The organism is Streptomyces sp. NPDC030893 (assembly GCF_055571535.1).
Window position 1 is genome coordinate 14,512 of sequence record NZ_JBVIFC010000021.1, and the last position, 19,122, is coordinate 33,633.

Genomic DNA, 19,122 nt, shown 5'->3' on the forward strand with positions numbered 1-19,122 from the left:
GGGTCGGATTCGGGGAGCGCGCACGCAACGGAGCCCTACCTGATCGGCGGGCGGGCCGTGCGGGTGCGGACTTCAATTCTTCCTGTCGAACTGGGATGCGGCAACGAGCAATTGGCGGAGCGGACCGGTATCAGGTGTTCCACGGCTAATATCCCCACCCGCGGGGTGCGGCGAACCTTCAGCCCTGTACGGCCAGCACCAGCGGCAGTACGCCCTGTGCACCGGCACGCCGCAGCAGACGCGCCGCGACCGCGAGGGTCCAGCCCGTCTCCGTGTAGTCGTCGACCAGAAGCACCGGCCCAGGCGCCTGGGCGAGCGCGGCCGCGAGGTCGGGCGGCACGGTGAGCGCCCCGTCCAGGACCTTCAGACGCTGGGCACTGTTGCTCCGCGGGGCGGGGCGCGCCTCACCCGTGCAGGCCACCGCCCCCAGCAGCGGCAGCCGGCCGACCTCCGCGATGCGCGCCCCCAGCGAGTGGACCAGCCGGGGCCGGCTGCGCGAGGCGAGGGTCACCACCCCCACCGGCCGGGGCTGGGCGTCCGCCGCCCCCGCCGCCCATCCGCCGGGCCCCTTGGCCCAGTCGGCCAGTACGCCCACCACGGCCCGGGCGACATCGTCCGGCACCGGTCCGTCCGGCGCGTGGGGCGCGAACATCGGCCGCAGCCGGTTGCCCCAGCCGATGTCGGACAGCCGGCCCAGCGCCCTGCCCTGCGCGGCCTGTTCCCCGGCCGGGATGCGGCCCTTGAGGTCCATGCCGATCGCCGGCAGCCCGGTGGGCCACATCCGCCGGGGCTCCACCTCGACGCCCGCCCGGCCGAGGTCCACGCGGGCGGCATCGAGCGCGGCCGCCGAGGCGTCGGCGGTGTAACGCGCACCGGCGCAGTTGTCGCAGCGGCCGCAGGGTTTGGCGCCCTCGTCGTCCAGCTGGCGCTGCAGGAACTCCATCCGGCAGTCCGTGGTCGTCGCGTAGGCGCGCATCGCCTGCTGTTCGGCCTTGCGCTGGCGGGCCACCCACGCGTACCGCTCGGCGTCGTACGTCCACGGCTGCCCCGTGGCGATCCAGCCGCCCTTGACCCGCTTCACCGCCCCGTCCACGTCGAGCACCTTGAGCATGGTCTCCAGCCGGGAGCGGCGCAGTTCGACCAGCGGCTCGAGGGCCGGCAGGGAGACGGGCCGCTCCGAGGCCGCCAGGACGTCGAGCGTGCGGCGCACCAGGTCCTCCGAGGGGAAGGCGAGCGACGCGAAGTACTCCCAGATCGCCTCGTCCTCCTTCCCCGGCAGGAGCAGCACCTCGGCATGCCGGACACCGCGGCCGGCGCGGCCCACCTGCTGGTAGTAGGAGATGGGGGAGGACGGCGAGCCGAGATGGACCACGAAGCCCAGGTCGGGCTTGTCGAAGCCCATGCCGAGGGCGGAGGTGGCGACCAGGGCCTTCACCTTGTTGGCCAGCAGGTCCTCCTCGGCCTGCTGCCGTTCCGCGTTCTCCGTACGGCCGGTGTACGAGGCGACGGTGTGACCGCGCTGCCGCAGGAAGGCGGTGACCTCCTCGGCGGCGGCCACGGTCAGTGTGTAGACGATCCCCGAGCCCGGGAGGTCGTGCAGGTGGTCGGCGAGCCAGGCCATCCGGTGCGCGGCGTCCGGCAGGGCCAGCACGCTCAGGCTCAGGCTCTCCCGGTCCAGCGGCCCCCGCAGCACCAGCGCGTCCGACGAGCCACCCGTACCGAGCTGCTCCGCCACGTCGGCGGTGACGCGCGCGTTGGCGGTGGCGGTGGTGGCGAGCACGGGTACGCCGTCGGGGAGGTCGGTGAGCATCGTGCGCAGCCGGCGGTAGTCCGGGCGGAAGTCGTGCCCCCAGTCGGAGATGCAGTGCGCCTCGTCGACCACCAGGAGCCCGGTCGCGGCGGAGAGTCTGGGCAGGACCTGGTCACGGAAGTCCGGGTTGTTCAGCCGCTCCGGGCTCACCAGCAGCACGTCCACGTCGCCCGCGGCGATCTCGCCCTGGATGGAGTCCCATTCCTCGCTGTTGGAGGAGTTGATGGTCCGGGCGCGGATACCTGCCCTGGCCGCGGCCTCCACCTGGTTGCGCATCAGGGCCAGGAGGGGAGAGACGATCACGGTGGGGCCGCTGCCCCGCGCCCGCAGCAGCGACGTGGCCACGAAGTAGACCGCGGACTTGCCCCAGCCCGTGCGCTGCACGACCAGGGCCCGGCGCTTGTCGGCGACCAGCGCCTCGATCGCACGCCACTGGTCCTCGCGCAGCCGGGCCTCGCCCGAGGGGTCCCCGACGAGACGGGCGAGGACCGCGTCGGCGTCCGCCCGGAGATCCGCGTTGTTCGTGTGCTCCATGGGTTCCATACAACAGGACGGCACCGACATCCGGGCGGCGCGCCTGTGGATACGGGCGCGAGGCGCCCCTGGGAAGGGATGGGTGGCATGTCCCTGATGCCACTTATCCACAGGGAGAACCGGAATGTGGCGATCTGCGAGATCGTCTTGGCATGACGAACCACAGCGAGACCACCGGATCCCCCGAGAACAGCGACCTCCCGCAGCGCGAGGGACACCGGCACGCCGGCCTTCCGTCGCGGGACCGGCCCGCGGACCGCCCCGGAGCCACCGGCCCTGAGGCGGACGGCGGCGGGCGGCGGGAGCGCACACCCTTCCCGGAGGACTTCGCCTGCACCGCCTACGACAGCCACGGCGACGAGCAGCAGGTCACCCTGCGCACTCCCGCCGAACTCGCCGACGCCCTGCCCTACCTGCTCGGCTACCGCCCCGAGGACAGCATCGTGCTGGTCGCCCTGCACGACACGGAAGGGCGAGGCCGGTTCGGTGGCCGCGCCCGGCTCGGCATCCCCGGCGACGCGGACGACTGGCCCTCCGCCGCCCGCCGGCTGGCCCAGGGCCTGGTGACGGGCAGTGAGCGCCGAGGCACCCGGCCCGGGCAGATGGTGGTCTTCCTCTGCCAGGAACCGGGCCGGGGCGAATCGGGCCGGCAGGTCAAGGAGCGGCTGGGCCCGCTCGCCCACACCCTCCGCCTGGCGTGCGGTGCCCTGGACGTCCCGGTGGTGGAGGCGCTCTGCGTGTCGGACGGCCGTTTCTGGTCGTACTGCTGTGACGACGAGGGCTGCTGTCCGGCCGAGGGGACCCCGATGGGCCTGCCCGGCACCTCGGTGCTGGCCGCCGCAGCGACCTACGCAGGGCTCCAGATCCGCGGCACCCTGAGCGAACTGCGGGCCAGGTTCCTGCCCTGGGAGAACTCCGCCGCACTCGAACAGCAGAAGTCCCTGGACGCCGCCGGTATGGTGCTGGTCCCCAGGATCCTCGACGAGGCGAGCCGCCTGGAGGTGGCCGGGGAGACCCTGACCCTGGCCGAGCGGATCATGAACCGCCTCGCCGGCGCCCCGCCCGCACCCGGCGTGCTCCCGGCGGACCTGCGGGACGACGACCTGATCGGCCACGACGAAGCGGCCGCACTGATTCTCGGCCTGCAGGACCGCACGACCCGCGACCGTGCGGCGGAGTGGATGGAGGGCGCCGAGGCGGGCCCCGCCCTGCGCCTGTGGCGCGCCCTGGCCCGCCGGTGTGTCGGACCGTACGGCGAGCACGCCGCGGCGCCCCTCACGCTGGCCGGGTGGGTCGCCTGGTCCACCGGTGACGAACTGGAGGCCAGGGAGGCACTCGCCATGGCCCTCGGCGCCGACCCCGACTACCTCTTCGCCCGTCTGCTGCACCAGGCGTGCAACGAGGGCCTCGACCCGGAGTCGGTCCGCCGCTGCCTGCGCACGGAGCGCGCGGAGCGTGGGCCGAGCGCGCCCGGGGGGCCGGCCGGGTCGACGGGCCCGGCGGAAAGGGGCGACCACGAACCCGTGAAACCCGCACCCGCTGGTCCCGGCCCCGGCGCGGGTGTGCCTCCCTCGCCTCGCCGGTACCGCGCGCGTGGGTCCGGTGCCGGCGGTGGTTCACCTCGTCGGGCGCGTGCGCAGGGCGGCGGGCCGAGCGGGCGGCTCCCGCGTCCGCGAGCCGCGGTGGACAGGACACGTCCGGGCGGAGGCGCGGCGGCCGGCGTGCGCCCGGGCGGCGCGGACACGCACGGGGCCCGTCCCGGTGGCGCGCGTCCGGGCCCGGCGGCTCCGGGCGCCTGCGGACGGGGCGGTGTCCGGCCCGACGGCGCGCGGACCGGTCGTCGGGGCGATGACGGGGAGGAGTGACATCACGTTCGGGTCCGGGCCGCCCCGCCTGCGGGCGCACGCGGCGTCCTCACCCACCCCGGGGGACGGTGGGCGGACGTCATCCGGGCCCGCTCGGGGGCGGCTTCCGCCCGGCAGGGGAGCCCGGCCGGCCCCGGGACACCGGACGCCGCTTCGCGCGGTCCGGCCCTGCCGCCGACCGCCTCCGTCCGCCGACCACCGCGTCGGGGTCCGCCCCGACGTTCCGGCCGGAAAGGCCGCGCTGCAAACCGGTGGGCGGCGCTCCGCCGGGCGAGATCGTTCCCACGGGACCGCACGGCATGGGCCCCGCGCCGTACGGCCACGTACGACGCGGTTCCGCCGAAGTCCGGGAAGCAGCCGAAGCGCTCACACCACGGCCGTGACCTGCGACCGCGCGACGGTACCGGTGGCAGGAAGGCCCGTGAGCGGTGGCTGCCCGCCCGGGGTGCGGAGCCGTGCGGAACGGAAGTGGATCAGCCACCGATACGACCGGCGAAGGGAGTGTTTATCGTCAGGCAGACGACTATGATCGCCGCATGCCCTACGACCCGTCAGCCTTCCCGCCCTTCGCCGTCACCGTGGACCTGGTCGTGCTGACCGTGCGCCGCCACTCCCTGTGCGCACTGGCGGTACGCAGGGGCGAACCGCCGTTCCAGGGCCGCTGGGCGCTGCCCGGAGGGTTCGTACGGGACGACGAGGACCTGGCGCGGGCGGCGGCGCGCGAGCTGGCCGAGGAGACGGGGCTGCGCGTGCACGACCCGGCCGTCCCCGCCCAGGACAACGGCGCTCACCTGGAGCAGCTCGCCACCTACGGCGATCCCGAGCGCGACCCCCGGATGCGTGTCGTCAGCGTGGCGCACCTCGCCCTGGCTCCCGACCTGCCCGCGCCCCGGGCCGGGGGCGACGCCAGCAACGCGCGCTGGGCGCCCGTGGAGGAGCTGCTGCTGCAGGGCGGCTACGGCAGGGACGGAGAGCCGGTCGCGCCGCTCGCCTTCGACCACGCCCAGATCCTGTCGGACGGGGTGGAGCGCGCCCGTTCCAAGATCGAGTACTCCTCGCTGGCGACGGCCTTCTGCCCTCCCGAGTTCACCGTCGGCGAGCTGCGCCGGGTCTACGAGGCGGTCTGGGGCGTGGCACTCGACCCGCGCAACTTCCATCGCAAGGTGACCGGCACCCCCGGCTTCCTGGTCCCCACCGGCGGCACCACCACCCGGCAGGGCGGTCGCCCCGCCCAGCTCTTCCGGGCCGGCGGAGCCACCCTGCTCAACCCGCCGATGCTGCGACCCGAGGTCTGAACCAGGGGGCGCCCGGGACGCCCGGCGCGGCCGGCCGACCGGCCAACGGGCCCGGGAGGACGCGGGTCTCCCTCCGCAGCAAGCCGCGCGATGCCCGAAAAACCCGATATGGCACGCTATCTTGCATCGCGTGATCCAGGCCATCGGACTGACCAGCAGCCCCCGCACAGAGCGTCCGCCCGCCGTCGAGGACGTCTCCTTCGAGGCGCACGCGGGCCGCGTCACCGCGTTGCTCGGAGCGCCGGGATCCGGCAAGACGGCGGCGCTCGGGCTCATGCTCGAACTCCAACGCGGCCGTGGCGTCACCTACTTCAGAGGCCGCCCCCTGCACCGCATCCCCCACCCCGCACACGAAGTCGGTGTGCTGCTGGGCGACGTACCCGGGCACCCCGCCCGCACCGTACGCGGACATCTGCGCATGCTCTGCGCCGCCTCCGGCGTACCGGGGCGCCGGGCCGACGAAGTCCTCGAAGCGGTGGGGCTCGTGAGCCTGCGCGACGAACGCCTCGGCACCCTCTCGCGCGGCATGGACCGCCGCCTGGGGCTGGCCTGCGCGCTGCTGCCGGACCCGCACACACTCGTGCTGGACGACCCCGCACGGGGACTGTCCGCCGGGGAGCGGCGCTGGCTGCACGGCATGCTCCGGGCCCACGCGGCCCAGGGCGGCACCGTGCTGTGCACGACGGCGGACCCCAAGGAGGCCGCACGGACCGCGGACCACGTGGTCACACTGGAGGGCGGAAGGCTCGTCGCCGACCAGGAGGCCAGGGAGTTCGCACGCACCCGGCTGCGCCCCCGTGTCGCCGTGCGCAGCCCGCACGCCGCGCGGCTCTCCGCACTGCTCACGCAGGAGGCCCGCTCCGCCCAGCGCTCCGTCGAGGTGGTGCGGGAGGGCGGCAACCGCCTGTGCGTCTACGGCAGTACCTGCGCGGACGTCGGCGAGACGGCGTTCCGCAACGGCATCGTCGTGCACCAACTGGCCGACGAGGTCGGCGACATGGGCCCCGGCGCCGGGGCGGACGAGAACGCCGCGGGCGCCCGGGAGGCCGCAGCCGGGGACCGGCGGCCCCCGCCCGCCGCCGCTCCGGCCGTCACGGCGTCCCTCACACCGGTGCCCGAGGACCGCAACCCCCCGGAGGGGACCGGGACCGAGGACGCCGGACCCCACCGGGAAGGAGGCTCGCGACGGGCCGGCCGCACGCCCCGCGCCGACCGCGCGGTCCCCGCCGGGGACGGCCTGCCGCCCCCCATCTCCGTCCGCCCCGCCCCCCGTCCGCTGCGCCCCGTCCGCTACGAGATCCGCCGTGCCACCGGCGTGCGCACGGGGTTCCTCGTCGGGGCCGGCGTGCTCGTCGTGTCCGCGCTCACCGCCGTACTGCTGGCGCGCGTCGGGCACACCCCGCAGCCGCGCCTGCTGGCCGCCTGGCCGAGGGAGCTGCCGCTGCCGCCGGCGGCCCTCGGCGCCGGACTGCTCGGCGCGCTCGCCTTCGGGGACGAGTTCCGCCACCCCGCGCTGGCCGCCGACCGCGGCACCGTGCCCCGGAGGCTGGGCCTGCTGACCGCGAAACTCCTCGTCGCCTCGGCCACCGCGCTGGTGCTGGCCGTCCTGACCGTCGGCTGCGACGCCGAGCTGCTCTACCTCGTATACGGACCGGAGGTCGTGGAGGTTCCCGCCGACTGGCTCCCGCTGAGCGCGGGTTGGCTCGCACTGGTGACGGGCTGCGCCTGCGCCGGCGTACTGGCGGCGGGTGTCTTCCGGTCCACCACCGCCGGGATCGCCGCGGTCGTCGCCGTGCCCCTCCTCGTCGTCCCCCTCGTGCACAAGGTGCTGGACGGGCCGTCGGTGCGCACCCCGGCCCTGTTCTCGGAGCGGCTGCGCGAGGGCGTGCCGCTCCGGTGGCCGTTCGGGGGCGAGCGGTACCTGGACGCGGTGCTGCGTCTGGTCGCCCAACCCGTGGGCGGGGCACTGACGTTGTCACTGGCCGTGCTGCTCTGCGCGTATCTGTTCACCGGGCTGCGGAGCCGCGTCCGATGATGACCGCCCACGAACACATCGGCCCGTCTCTGCCCACAACTCCCCTCAGGAAGCCCATTTCTTTCCGATAAGGCGTCAATTGCGACGGGGTGAGCGATCACCCTTTCGTGTGCTTTTCACCAAAGACCTCAAGGGAGTTGGAAGCGACGCCGACAAAGGATCCGTGAGTACCCTTGCGCACACCATGATGACCGCCGCCCGCTCCGCAGACTCCGGCCTCGCGAACCCGGGCGAACTCGACCGCTACCCCTACGGCGAGGCGCCCGCCGCCGACCGCGTCGGGGCCCCCGTCTGGGAGGGTCCGGACCCGGAGCTCGGCCGTGTGGGCCGCCGCGCCGCGGGCAGCCGCGGACGCGGGCTGCACGGCCAACTCGTCCAGCAGTTGGGGCAGATGATCGTCTCCGGGGACCTGGGCGCCGACCGCCCGCTGGTGCCGGAGGAGATCGGCCAGCGCTTCGAGGTCTCCCGCACCGTCGTCCGCGAGTCGCTCCGGGTCCTGGAGGCCAAGGGCCTGGTCAGCGCCCGGCCGAACGTCGGCACGCGCGTGCGCCCCGTCAGCGACTGGAACCTCCTCGATCCGGACATCATCGAGTGGCGGGCCTTCGGGCCCCAGCGGGACGACCAGCGCCGTGAGCTCAGCGAGCTGCGCTGGACGATCGAGCCGCTCGCCGCACGCCTGGCGGCCGGCCACGGGCGGGAGGAGGTCCAGCAGCGCCTCTCCGACATGGTGGAGATCATGGGGCACGCGATGGGGCAGGGCGACGCGCTGACGTTCGCCCGCGCCGACTCCGAGTTCCACTCCCTGCTGATCCAGGTCGCGGGCAACCGCATGCTGGAGCACCTCTCCGGGATCGTGTCCGCCGCACTGCAGGTCTCGGGCGGCCCGGTCACGGGCTGTGAGCGGCCGAACGAGACCTCGCTGGGGCACCACGCGCGCATCGTCGACGCCCTCGGCAGTGGCGACGGGGCCGCCGCCGAGGCCGCCATGCGGCAGCTCCTCACCGTCCATCCCGAGGTGGAACGCGTGGTGCCCGCTCCCCGCGAGCACTGACCGCGTCTCCACGGACGGCGCGGTGCGGCATGCCATCCCCCTCCTGTGGCAGCGCCTCACCGGTGAGCCGTCCCCCGTCGGACCCTGTGGGATCGTCGGCCGATCCCACAGGGTCCGACGGCGAGAAGGGCACGCGTCAGCCCCGGAGAGACGACCTCCTCGCCCCCCGGTGAACGTGTTTGTCCTCGCCTGTCGCCTTTTGATCGCTTACGGGGTGTGACTCGGGCCACGCGAATTGGGCGTAACGCTCCTGGGGAGAACGCGATGACCTAAGAGGTGACAGCCGCGGAGGGAATACGGACGCCAGACATGGCGCTGTGCATCTTCCCGGCTCGCGCCCGCACCGCCGGCCCATCCCCAAGCCGGTGGTCGGCTCCTGTCCGTCGTGGACGGGGCCGGAAGCCGTTTATCAACGTTCCGAGAGGTTGTTCGTGTCGGCCAGCACATCCCGTACGCTCCCGCCGGAGATCGCCGAGTCCGTCTCTGTCATGGCTCTCATTGAGCGGGGAAAGGCTGAGGGGCAGATCGCCGGCGATGACGTGCGTCGGGCCTTCGAAGCTGACCAGATTCCGGCCACTCAGTGGAAGAACGTACTGCGCAGCCTCAACCAGATCCTCGAGGAAGAGGGTGTGACGCTGATGGTCAGTGCCGCAGAGCCGAAGCGCACCCGCAAGAGCGTCGCAGCGAAGAGTCCCGCCAAGCGCACCGCCACCAAGACGGTCGCGGCCAAGACGGCGACCGCACGCAAGACGACCGCCACCGCCACACCGGCGGCGCCCGCCGCCGAGTCCGCCGCCGAGGAGGAGGCACCCGCCAAGAAGGCGGCTGCCAAGAAGACCACCGCCAAGAAGGCGACCGCGAAGAAGGCCACGGCCAAGAAGACGGCCGCCAAGAAGACCGCGGCCAAGAAGGACGACGCCGAGCTCGCCGACGAGGAGGTCCTCGAGGAGACCAAGGCGGCGGATGAGCCCGAGGGCGCCGAGAACGCCGGCTTCGTGCTCTCCGACGAGGACGAGGACGACGCGCCGGCCCAGCAGGTCGCCGCCGCCGGCGCCACCGCCGACCCGGTCAAGGACTACCTCAAGCAGATCGGCAAGGTCCCCCTGCTCAACGCCGAGCAGGAGGTCGAGCTCGCCAAGCGCATCGAGGCGGGCCTGTTCGCCGAGGACAAGCTGGCCAACGCCGACAAGCTGGCGCCGAAGCTCAAGCGCGAGCTGGAGATCATCGCCGAGGACGGCCGCCGCGCCAAGAACCACCTGCTGGAGGCCAACCTCCGTCTGGTGGTCTCCCTGGCCAAGCGCTACACCGGCCGCGGCATGCTCTTCCTGGACCTCATCCAGGAGGGCAACCTCGGTCTGATCCGCGCGGTGGAGAAGTTCGACTACACCAAGGGCTACAAGTTCTCCACGTACGCGACCTGGTGGATCCGTCAGGCGATCACCCGCGCGATGGCCGACCAGGCCCGCACCATCCGCATCCCGGTGCACATGGTCGAGGTCATCAACAAGCTCGCGCGCGTGCAGCGCCAGATGCTCCAGGACCTGGGCCGCGAGCCCACCCCGGAGGAGCTGGCCAAGGAACTCGACATGACCCCGGAGAAGGTCATCGAGGTCCAGAAGTACGGCCGCGAGCCCATCTCGCTGCACACCCCGCTGGGCGAGGACGGCGACAGCGAGTTCGGTGACCTCATCGAGGACTCCGAGGCGGTCGTCCCGGCCGACGCGGTCAGCTTCACGCTGCTCCAGGAGCAGCTGCACTCGGTCCTGGACACCCTGTCCGAGCGTGAGGCGGGCGTCGTCTCCATGCGCTTCGGTCTCACCGACGGTCAGCCGAAGACCCTCGACGAGATCGGCAAGGTGTACGGCGTCACGCGCGAGCGCATCCGCCAGATCGAGTCCAAGACGATGTCGAAGCTGCGCCACCCCTCGCGCTCGCAGGTGCTGCGCGACTACCTCGACTAGTCCGGGACCGCCCGCGGCGCTCCGCCGCCGCGCCGCGTCCGCGAAGGCCCGGCTCCCGCCTCGGGAGCCGGGCCTTCGCGCTGCCGCGCGGGTGCGCGCCCCCGCGAGGTCGATCACTCTGGGTGCTTCAGGATCACCCCAGTGTAAGGAGCGTGCATGCGACGTCGTCTTGCCCGGGCCCTGGCCCGGCCGCTGGCCCTCGCGGCCATGGGGACCGTCATACCGCTGGCCTCGGCCCTTCCGGCGGCCGCCGACAGCATCGTCGTCGGCGGCTTCCCCGTCGATGTCTCGCAGAGTCCGTGGACGGTGGCGCTGTCCAGCCGTGACCGGTTCGGGGGTACGCGGGCGGGACAGTTCTGCGGGGGTGTGGCGGTCGGACGGACCACCGTGCTCACCGCCGCCCACTGCATGGAGAAGGAGGTGCTGGGAGCGCCACCGGAGCGGGTGCGCGACCTCAGGGTGATCACCGGGCGTACGGAGCTGCTCTCGAAGAACGGCAAGGAGATCGCCGTGCGCGACACCTGGGTGAACCCGGGCTACGACGGCGCCACCGGTTCCGGCGACTTCGCCGTGCTCAGCCTGGCCGAGCCGCTGCCGACGGGCTCGGTCATAGGCATGGCCGGGGCGGGAGACCCCGCCTACCGCGCCGGTACTCCGGCCACGGTCTACGGGTGGGGGGACACCACGGGGTCCGGTGCGTACGCCGGCAGTCTGCGAGCGGCCCGCGTGCGGGTGCAGCCGGACGCGCAGTGCGAGCGCGCGTATCCGGGCGGCTCCGAGGGCACCTACCGCGCCGAGACGATGCTGTGCGCGGGAGAGGCGGCCGGGGGGCCCGACGCCTGTCAGGGGGACAGCGGCGGACCGCTGGTGGCACAGGGACGGCTGATAGGGCTCGTCTCCTGGGGCGCCGGCTGCGGCTGGGCGGGCAGCCCGGGGGTCTACACGCGCGTCTCCGACGTTCTGCGCACCCTCGGGTGGCCACACGCCTCAGCGGGGCGGAAGGGCGCCTGAGGGGCCCTGAGCAGCCTCGCACGAGGCCGGGCACGCGAGACGGGCGACCGCCTCCGCAGCGGAGGCGGTCGCCCGTCTCGCCGGCCTGTGCCGGTCTGCTCGTCGTCGGACGTGAGGCGTCAGCGCTCTTCGTCGGGAGTGCTCGCCGGAGCGGTCAGCCGCTCCGTCTCGTCCTGTATCTCAGCGGCGATCTTCTTGAGTTCCGGCTCGAACTTGCGGCCGTGGTGGGCGCAGAAGAGCAGTTCTCCGCCGCTCAGCAGGACGACGCGCAGGTATGCCTGGGCGCCGCAGCGGTCGCAGCGATCGGCGGCCGTCAGCGGGCTCGCGGGGGTCAGAACAGTAGTCACGTCGCCTCTTCTCTAGCTCGACGAGCTGTCGTACCAGGGTCAACATCCAACCAGCCCCAAAACGTTCCCGCTCGTGGCTTTTCCTCGAAAAAATCTTTCCGAGGCGGTCGGCTGCTGCCGGTTGGCGGCGAATGTGCCGTAGTGCGTGTCTGATGTGTCGTACGGATTCGCGTTCGTATCGGTGGTCGGCCCTCCCGGCTGGCTTGCCGGTTGTTCATGAGGACGTGCCCGGAGCCTAAATGGTTCATGCCTCGAAGGGAACGTGATGTGTGCTTCACTCCATCGAGGGATCGAACAGGTATGCGACCCTCGACTAGGGTGTGAAGGGGACGAGGGTGGCGTTACAACGGCTCTACCAGGCCTCGGTACCCTCTCACCGGTGACTCAGGCCCTGCCCTTACCCGTGAGGGCCCCATCTGAAATTCAGCGAGGAGCGAACCGCGTGACCGCCGAGACGTCCGTGCCGTCCACAGCGCTGCTGGCAGGAGCAGACCGGGACGGTTCCAACTACACCGCGCGGCACCTGCTCGTCCTCGAGGGGCTCGAGGCCGTGCGGAAGCGCCCCGGCATGTACATCGGATCCACGGACAGCCGTGGTCTGATGCACTGCCTCTGGGAGATCATCGACAACTCCGTCGACGAGGCCCTCGGAGGCTACTGCGACCACATCGAGGTGGTCCTCCACGACGACGGCTCGGTGGAGGTCCGGGACAACGGCCGGGGCATCCCGGTCGACGTCGAGCCCAAGACCGGCCTCTCCGGGGTCGAGGTCGTCATGACCAAGCTGCACGCCGGCGGGAAGTTCGGCGGCGGCTCGTACGCCGCCTCCGGCGGTCTGCACGGCGTCGGCGCCTCCGTCGTCAACGCGCTCTCCGCGCGGCTCGACGTGGAGGTGGACCGCGGCGGGCACACCCACGCGATCAGCTTCCGCCGAGGCGTCCCCGGCGCCTTCGCCGCCGTGGGCCCGGACGCGAAGTTCGAGCCCGGGAGCGGACTGCGCAAGGCCAGGAAGATCCCCAAGACCCGCAGCGGCACACGCGTGCGCTACTGGGCCGACCGCCAGATCTTCCTCAAGGACGCCAAGCTCGCCCTGGAAACGCTGCACCAGCGTGCCCGCCAGACCGCGTTCCTGGTGCCCGGCCTGACCATCGTGGTTCGTGACGAGTACGGGCTCGGCGAGGGCGGCAGCAAGGGCGAGGAGTCCTTCCGCTTCGACGGCGGCATCAGCGAGTTCTGCGAGTTCCTCGCCGCCGACCGGCCCGTCTGCGACACGCTCCGCTTCACCGGTCAGGGCACCTTCAAGGAGACCGTCCCGGTCCTCGACGAGCGCGGCCAGATGACGCCCACCGAGGTCACCCGCGAGCTCGGCGTCGACGTCGCGATGCGCTGGGGGACGGGCTACGACACCACGCTCAGGTCGTTCGTCAACATCATCGCCACCCCCAAGGGCGGCACCCATGTCGCCGGCTTCGAGCAGGCCGTCGCCAGGACGATGAACGAGGTGCTGCGCACCAAGAAGATGCTGCGCGTGGCCGAGGACGACATCGTCAAGGACGACGCCCTCGAGGGCCTCACCGCGGTGGTCACGGTCCGGCTGGCCGAGCCGCAGTTCGAGGGCCAGACCAAGGAGGTCCTGGGCACCTCGGCGGCCCGCCGCATCGTGAACACCGTGATCTCCAGGGAACTCAAGGCGTTCCTGACCTCCACCAAGCGCGACGCGGCCCAGCAGGCCCGCGTCGTCATGGAGAAGGCCGTCGCCGCGGCCCGGACCCGGATCGCGGCCCGCCAGCACAAGGACGCGCAGCGCCGCAAGACGGCCCTGGAGTCCTCGTCGCTGCCCGCGAAGCTCGCCGACTGCCGCAGCGACGACGTCGACCGCAGCGAGCTGTTCATCGTCGAGGGGGACTCCGCCCTCGGCACCGCGAAGCTCGCCCGCAACTCCGAGTTCCAGGCGCTCCTGCCGATCCGCGGAAAGATCCTCAACGTCCAGAAGTCCTCCGTGACGGACATGCTGAAGAACGCCGAGTGCGGTGCGATCATCCAGGTCATAGGAGCCGGCTCGGGCCGGACCTTCGACATCGACACCGCCCGCTACGGCAAGATCATCATGATGACCGACGCCGATGTCGACGGCTCCCACATCCGCACGCTGCTCCTGACGCTCTTCCACCGCTACATGCGGCCCATGGTCGAGGCCGGGCGGGTCTTCGCCGCGGTGCCGCCGCTGCACCGCATCGAGCTGATCCAGCCCAAGAAGGGCCAGGACAAGTACGTCTACACGTACTCGGACCGGGAACTGCGCGACAGGCTCATGGAGTTCCAGAGCAAGAACATCCGCTACAAGGACTCGATCCAGCGCTACAAGGGTCTCGGTGAGATGGACGCCGACCAGCTGGCCGAGACCACCATGGACCCGCGCCACCGCACCCTGCGCCGGATCAACCTCACCGATCTGGAGGCCGCCGAGCAGGTCTTCGACCTCCTCATGGGCAACGACGTCGCCCCGCGCAAGGAGTTCATCTCCAGCTCCGCCGCGACGCTGGACCGCTCCCGCATCGACGCCTAGCCCACGCCCCACGCCCCACGCCCCACGCCCCGCGCATAGCCGCCGCGCGGGGCGTGCGCACGGCGCAGTCACCTGATGGGGTGAAGGGGAACGGGAAGAAGAGTCGGGGATCTTCCCGTTCTGTCCATCCTTGGGCATGCAGCCAAGCAATTCGGGGGACGTCGGCTACGACGATCCCTGGTACGACGCCCTGGCCTCGGGCTGGGGCGAGTCCGCCGAGGCGGCGGTGGAGCCGGCGCGACGCGAGCGGGACTCCGTGCCGGCCGCCGACGTGTACCTCGAAGTACAGCGCAGCGCGGCCTTCCAGGAGGTGCGCGGCAGGTACCGGCGGTTCGCGGTCCCGGCGACCGCCGCCTTCCTCGTCTGGTACGTGGCGTACGTCGTGACCGCCACGACCGCGCCGGGCCTGATGGCACGGCCCGTCGCGGGCGCGGTGAACCTGGGAATGCTGGCGGGACTCGGCCAGTTCCTCACCACCTTCCTGCTCACCTGGGCCTATGTGCGCCACGCGCGGCTGCGCAGGGACCGCGCGGCGCTGGAACTGCGCTGGGACACCCAGGAACTGACGCGGGGCGGAGGCGGTCCGTCATGACGGCCGATCACCAGACGACGGCGCTGCTGCTGTTCAGCGTGTTCGTCGCGGTCACCCTGGCCATCACCACCTGGGTGAGCCGCCACCGGCAGGGCTCGGCCGAGGAGTTCTACGCGGGCGGACGGCTCTTCTCGCCGATGGAGAATGGTTTTGCCATCGCGGGCGACTACATGTCGGCCGCCTCCTTCCTCGGCATCTCCGGACTCATCTGCCTCGTCGGTTACGACGGGATGCTCTACTCGGTGGGCTTCCTGGTGGCCTGGCTGGTGGTCCTCTTCCTGGTCGCGGAACTGGTCCGCAACTGCGGGCGGTTCACCCTCGCCGACGTGGTCGCGACGCGCATGCGGGAGCGGCCGGTGCGGATCGCGGCGGGAACCTCCTCGGTCACCGTGTCCGTTCTCTACCTGGTGGCGCAGATGGTGGGCGCGGGCAGCCTGGTCGCGCTGCTGCTCGGCGGCACCGGCGAGGCCGCGCAGTCCTGGACGGTCGTCGGCGTCGGCGTCCTCATGGTGATCTACGTGTCGTTGGGAGGGATGCGGGCCACCACCTGGATCCAGATCGTCAAGGCTGTCCTGCTGCTCGGCGGCACCGTGGCGCTGACCGTCCTGGTCCTGCTGCGGTTCCACGGCGACATCAACCGCCTGCTGCACACGGCGGCCGAACGCAGCGGCCACGGGGAGGCGTTCCTGGCGCCCGGGCTCGGCTACGGCGCCGACTGGACCGCGCGGCTGGACTTCATCAGTCTGGGCCTCGCCCTGGTGCTCGGCACGGCGGGGCTGCCGCACATCCTGTCCCGCTTCTACACGGTGCCCACCGCGCGGGCGGCACGGCGGTCGGTGGTCTGGGCGATCGGACTCATCGGCGGGTTCTACCTGATGACGATCGTGCTGGGCTTCGGCGCCGCCGCCCTCGTCGGACCGGACACCGTCCGTGCCTCCAACGCGTCCGGGAACACCGCGGTCCCGCTGCTCGCGCTCGACCTCGGCGGCGGCGCCGGCACCACGGGCGGCACGGTCCTGTTCGCGGTCGTCGCCGCGATCGCCTTCGCCACGATCCTCGCGGTGGTCGCCGGCATCACGCTCGCCTCGTCCGCGTCCGTCGCCCACGACCTGTACGCCTCCCTGCGGCGCCGGCGCGGAAAGCCGTACAGCGAGGTGGCCGTGGCCCGGGTCGCCGCGGTGGGCATCGGCCTGTTCGCGATCGCCCTCGGGCTCCTGGCCCGCGACCTCAACGTCGCGTTCCTCGTGGGCCTCGCCTTCGCGGTCGCCGCCTCGGCCAACCTGCCTGTGCTGCTCTACTCGCTGTTCTGGCGCGGCTTCACCACCCGCGGTGCCGTGTGGTCCGTCTACGGAGGTCTGGTCCCGGCCGTGGCGCTGGTGCTGCTCTCGCCCGTGGTGTCCGGCAGCCCCGGATCCCTCTTCCCCGGCGCCGACTTCCAGCTCTTCCCGCTGCAGAACCCGGGGCTGGTCTCCATACCGCTGGGCTTCCTCGCGGGCTGGCTCGGCACGGTCACCTCGGCCGAGGTCCCCGACGAGGCCCGGCACGCGGAGACCGAGGTGCGGTCACTGACCGGTGCGGGGGCGGTGTAGGCATCCGGCGGAGACGGAAGGGGCCGGTATCCGTATGGGAAGGGGGCACGGTTCCTTCCCCCGCCCCCATGGGCCGTGCCCTCAGGCGCGGGTCGCCCACACATAGCGGTGCTCCGGGCGGCCCGCGTCGCCGTACTTCAGGGTCAGTGTGGCCCGTCCCGTGCGTTCCAGGAGCTTCAGGTAGCGCTGGGCGGTCTGGCGGCTCACCCCCGTGCGCTCGGCGATCTCCTGGGCCGACAGCGGCCCGCCGGCGTCCCTCAGGGACTGCCGCACCAGCTCCGCGGTGGTGGGGGAGTGCCCCTTGGGCAACTGCGGCTCGGAGGGCGCCGACAGCGCGCCGAAGATGCGGTCCACCTCCGCCTGCTCCGCCTCGCCGCCGCCGTCGAGCGTACGGCGCAGTTCCGCGTACGCCTCCAGCCTGGCGCGCAGTCCGGCGAAGGCGAACGGCTTGACCAGGTACTGCAGGGCGCCCTGGCGCATCGCCGCCTGCACGGTGGCCACGTCACGGGCCGCCGTCACCATGATCACGTCGGTCTGGAGGCCCCGCCGCCGCATCTCCCGGACGACCTCGAGCCCGGTCTCGTCGGGCAGGTAGTGGTCCATGAGGACCAGATCCGGCCGCGGCGGCGTCTCCAGCCGGGCGAGTGCCTCCGCCGCGCTGTGCGCCTGCCCGGTGACGTGGAATCCGGGCACCTTCCCGACGTAGGCCGCGTTGACCCGCGCGACCCGGACGTCGTCGTCCACCACCAGGACCTCGATCATCACGCCTCCTCCCCGGTGGCCCCGCGGCCCGGCGCCCCGGTGAGCGCGGGCTCCGCGCCCGGCTCGGTCAGGGCCTCGGGCAGGACGACGGTGAACTCCGCGCCTCCGCCACGCGCCTCGCCCACGCGTGCGCTGCCCCCCTGCCGTTCGGCGAGGGTGCGCACCAGGGACAGTCCGATGCCCCGTTCGCGGTGGGCCGGCGGTTCCTTGGTGGACCAGCCCTCCGTGAAGATCAGTTCCCGCTGCTCCGGGGGGATCCCGGGTCCGGTGTCGCGCACCACCAGCACCGCCGTACGGCCCTCGGCGCGCAGTTCGACCTCCACGCGCGCGTGCGGTGTCCCGGCGACGGCGTCCAGGGCGTTGTCCACCAGGTTGCCGACCACGGTGACGAGACCCCGGGGGTCGATCAGCCGGTCCGGCAGCCGGGTCCGGTCCGAGACCCACAGGGCCACTCCGCGCTCGGCCGCGACCGTCGCCTTGCCCACCAGCACCGCCGCGAGCAGCGGGTCCCGGATCTTCTCGGTGACCTGTTCCGAGGTGGCCCGGTGATCACCGACGACCTCGCCGACGAACTCCACCGCGTCGTCGTACATCTCCAGCTCCAGCAGCCCCAGCAGGGTGTGCATGCGGTTCGCGTGCTCGTGGTCCTGGGCGCGCAGCGCGTCGATCAGCCCGCGCGTGGAGTCCAGCTCCCGGCCGAGCCGGTCCAGCTCCGTGCGGTCACGCAGCGTGGCCACGGCCCCGCCGTCGTCCGTGGGCATCCGGTTGGCGACCAGGACCCGCCGGCCGCGGACCGTGAGCAGGTCGGTGCCGGTCACCCGCCCGGCCAGCACGTCGCAGGTGCGGCCCGCGCCGAGCGCCTCGTCCGGGGAGCGGCCGACGGCCTCCTCGCCGACCCCCAGCAGGCGCTGCGCCTCGTCGTTGACCAGGCGGATACGGCCGCCGCGGTCCAGGGCCACGACACCCTCCCGGATGCCGTGCAGCATGGCCTCGCGCTCCGCGAGCAGCGCCGCGATGTCGGAGAAGGCCAGGTCACGGGTCTGCCGCTGCACCCGGCGGGAGATGAGCCAGGCGGCGAGCGCGCCCACGGCCAGGGCGCCGCCCGCATGGGCGAACAGTCCCGGGATCGCGTGGATCAGCCGGGCCCGCACGCTGTCGTAGGCGATGCCGACGGAGACCGCCCCGACGATCTCGCCGTCTCCGTCACGCAGCGGTACCTTGCCCCGCGCGGAGCGCCCCAGGGTGCCGTCGTCGATCTCCATGACCTCGTGCCCGGCCAGCGCCTCGCCGGGATCGGTGGACACCAGGCCGCCGATCCGCTCCGGATCGGTGTGCGACCAGCGCACGCCCCGCACGTCCAGCACCACGACGTACTCGGCGCCGGTCGCCTCGCGGATCCGTTCCGCCTCCCGCTGCACCGGCCCGTCCGGCGACGGCTCGGTGCTCCGCACGTCGTCCGCGATCCGTGTCTGCTGGGCGGTGGTCTGCGCGATCGCGAGCGCGCGGCGCATCGCCTGGTCGTCCAGCTGCTCGCCGAGGGGCGCGAGGAACAGCCCGGTGGCGAGCACCGCGACTCCCGCGGCGATCGCCAGTTGCATCAGCAGGACCTGCGAGAACACCCGTCGCGGCAGGCCGAGGCGCAGGCGGCGCGCGGAGGGAGAGGGACTCATGCCCCCGACGGTACGCGGGCGGCCGCGGGGCGCC

Annotated in this window: 13 protein-coding genes; 9 read left to right on the forward strand and 4 right to left on the reverse strand. The window is 72.7% G+C overall.

Translation table 11 applies throughout. The features are described from left to right. Positions 1 to 178: 178 nt before the first annotated feature. A complete protein-coding gene (locus ACZ434_RS29275) occupies positions 179 to 2,344 on the reverse strand; it encodes a RecQ family ATP-dependent DNA helicase (RefSeq protein WP_468461080.1) in 2,166 nt (721 codons plus the stop codon). Positions 2,345 to 2,496: 152 nt separating this feature from the next. Between ACZ434_RS29275 and ACZ434_RS29280 the strand changes: the two genes are divergently transcribed. The 6 genes from ACZ434_RS29280 (at position 2,497) to ACZ434_RS29305 (ending at position 11,562) form a co-directional block, all read left to right on the forward strand. Continuing rightward, positions 2,497 to 4,209, forward strand: a complete 1,713-nt coding sequence (locus ACZ434_RS29280; RefSeq protein ID WP_468461082.1) for a DUF4192 domain-containing protein — start codon at positions 2,497 to 2,499, stop codon at positions 4,207 to 4,209. A 536-nt stretch (positions 4,210 to 4,745) separates the two neighbouring features. Next, positions 4,746 to 5,504, forward strand: coding sequence for an NUDIX hydrolase (locus tag ACZ434_RS29285; protein ID WP_468461084.1), 759 nt, complete (start codon positions 4,746 to 4,748; stop codon positions 5,502 to 5,504). Positions 5,505 to 5,634: 130 nt separating this feature from the next. Beyond that, a complete protein-coding gene (locus ACZ434_RS29290; protein ID WP_468461086.1) occupies positions 5,635 to 7,539 on the forward strand; it encodes an ABC transporter ATP-binding protein in 1,905 nt (634 codons plus the stop codon). A 163-nt stretch (positions 7,540 to 7,702) separates the two neighbouring features. Next, positions 7,703 to 8,590: a FadR/GntR family transcriptional regulator gene (locus tag ACZ434_RS29295; protein WP_468461088.1), complete on the forward strand. Its 888-nt coding sequence runs from the start codon at positions 7,703 to 7,705 to the stop codon at positions 8,588 to 8,590. Between the two features lie 431 nt (positions 8,591 to 9,021). Continuing rightward, positions 9,022 to 10,551, forward strand: coding sequence for an RNA polymerase sigma factor (locus ACZ434_RS29300; RefSeq protein WP_468461090.1), 1,530 nt, complete (start codon positions 9,022 to 9,024; stop codon positions 10,549 to 10,551). A gap of 156 nt (positions 10,552 to 10,707) precedes the next feature. Then, the gene (locus ACZ434_RS29305) at positions 10,708 to 11,562 is read left to right on the forward strand and encodes a S1 family peptidase (RefSeq protein ID WP_468461092.1); all 855 of its coding nucleotides are present in this window, start codon (positions 10,708 to 10,710) and stop codon (positions 11,560 to 11,562) included. Between the two features lie 119 nt (positions 11,563 to 11,681). Here ACZ434_RS29305 and ACZ434_RS29310 read toward each other — a convergent pair whose 3' ends face one another. Next, positions 11,682 to 11,909: a DUF7455 domain-containing protein gene (locus ACZ434_RS29310; protein WP_189558042.1), complete on the reverse strand. Its 228-nt coding sequence runs from the start codon at positions 11,907 to 11,909 to the stop codon at positions 11,682 to 11,684. A gap of 442 nt (positions 11,910 to 12,351) precedes the next feature. Here ACZ434_RS29310 and ACZ434_RS29315 point away from each other — a divergent pair, with 442 nt between their 5' ends. The 3 genes from ACZ434_RS29315 to ACZ434_RS29325 all read left to right on the forward strand — a co-directional run bounded on the left by ACZ434_RS29315 (position 12,352) and on the right by ACZ434_RS29325 (position 16,656). Next, positions 12,352 to 14,475: a DNA gyrase/topoisomerase IV subunit B gene (locus ACZ434_RS29315; RefSeq protein ID WP_468461095.1), complete on the forward strand. Its 2,124-nt coding sequence runs from the start codon at positions 12,352 to 12,354 to the stop codon at positions 14,473 to 14,475. Between the two features lie 136 nt (positions 14,476 to 14,611). Continuing rightward, positions 14,612 to 15,067, forward strand: a complete 456-nt coding sequence (locus tag ACZ434_RS29320) for a DUF485 domain-containing protein (protein ID WP_468461097.1) — start codon at positions 14,612 to 14,614, stop codon at positions 15,065 to 15,067. After that, positions 15,064 to 16,656, forward strand: coding sequence for a solute symporter family protein (locus ACZ434_RS29325; protein WP_468461099.1), 1,593 nt, complete (start codon positions 15,064 to 15,066; stop codon positions 16,654 to 16,656). Before ACZ434_RS29320 ends, ACZ434_RS29325 begins: the two co-directional genes overlap by 4 nt. 81 nt (positions 16,657 to 16,737) lie before the next feature. On the opposite strand, the gene ACZ434_RS29330 is transcribed toward ACZ434_RS29325, so the two are convergent. Next, positions 16,738 to 17,418 carry a response regulator gene (locus ACZ434_RS29330; protein ID WP_468461101.1) on the reverse strand — a complete coding sequence of 227 codons (681 nt, stop codon included), beginning with the start codon at positions 17,416 to 17,418 and terminating at the stop codon, positions 16,738 to 16,740. Further along, positions 17,418 to 19,088: a sensor histidine kinase gene (locus ACZ434_RS29335; RefSeq protein ID WP_468461103.1), complete on the reverse strand. Its 1,671-nt coding sequence runs from the start codon at positions 19,086 to 19,088 to the stop codon at positions 17,418 to 17,420. The genes ACZ434_RS29330 and ACZ434_RS29335 overlap by 1 nt, the downstream gene beginning before the upstream one ends. Positions 19,089 to 19,122: the final 34 nt, after the last annotated feature.

What these genes read in the sequence shown, in the direction of transcription:
- ACZ434_RS29275 (WP_468461080.1), bottom strand. Translation starts at nt 2,344, where the DNA reads ATGGAGCACACGAACAACGCGGATCTCCGGGCGGACGCCGACGCGGTC.
- ACZ434_RS29280 (WP_468461082.1), top strand. Translation starts at nt 2,497, where the DNA reads ATGACGAACCACAGCGAGACCACCGGATCCCCCGAGAACAGCGACCTC.
- ACZ434_RS29285 (WP_468461084.1), top strand. Translation starts at nt 4,746, where the DNA reads ATGCCCTACGACCCGTCAGCCTTCCCGCCCTTCGCCGTCACCGTGGAC.
- ACZ434_RS29305 (WP_468461092.1), top strand. Translation starts at nt 10,708, where the DNA reads ATGCGACGTCGTCTTGCCCGGGCCCTGGCCCGGCCGCTGGCCCTCGCG.
- ACZ434_RS29320 (WP_468461097.1), top strand. Translation starts at nt 14,612, where the DNA reads ATGCAGCCAAGCAATTCGGGGGACGTCGGCTACGACGATCCCTGGTAC.
- ACZ434_RS29325 (WP_468461099.1), top strand. Translation starts at nt 15,064, where the DNA reads ATGACGGCCGATCACCAGACGACGGCGCTGCTGCTGTTCAGCGTGTTC.
- ACZ434_RS29330 (WP_468461101.1), bottom strand. Translation starts at nt 17,418, where the DNA reads ATGATCGAGGTCCTGGTGGTGGACGACGACGTCCGGGTCGCGCGGGTC.
- ACZ434_RS29335 (WP_468461103.1), bottom strand. Translation starts at nt 19,088, where the DNA reads ATGAGTCCCTCTCCCTCCGCGCGCCGCCTGCGCCTCGGCCTGCCGCGA.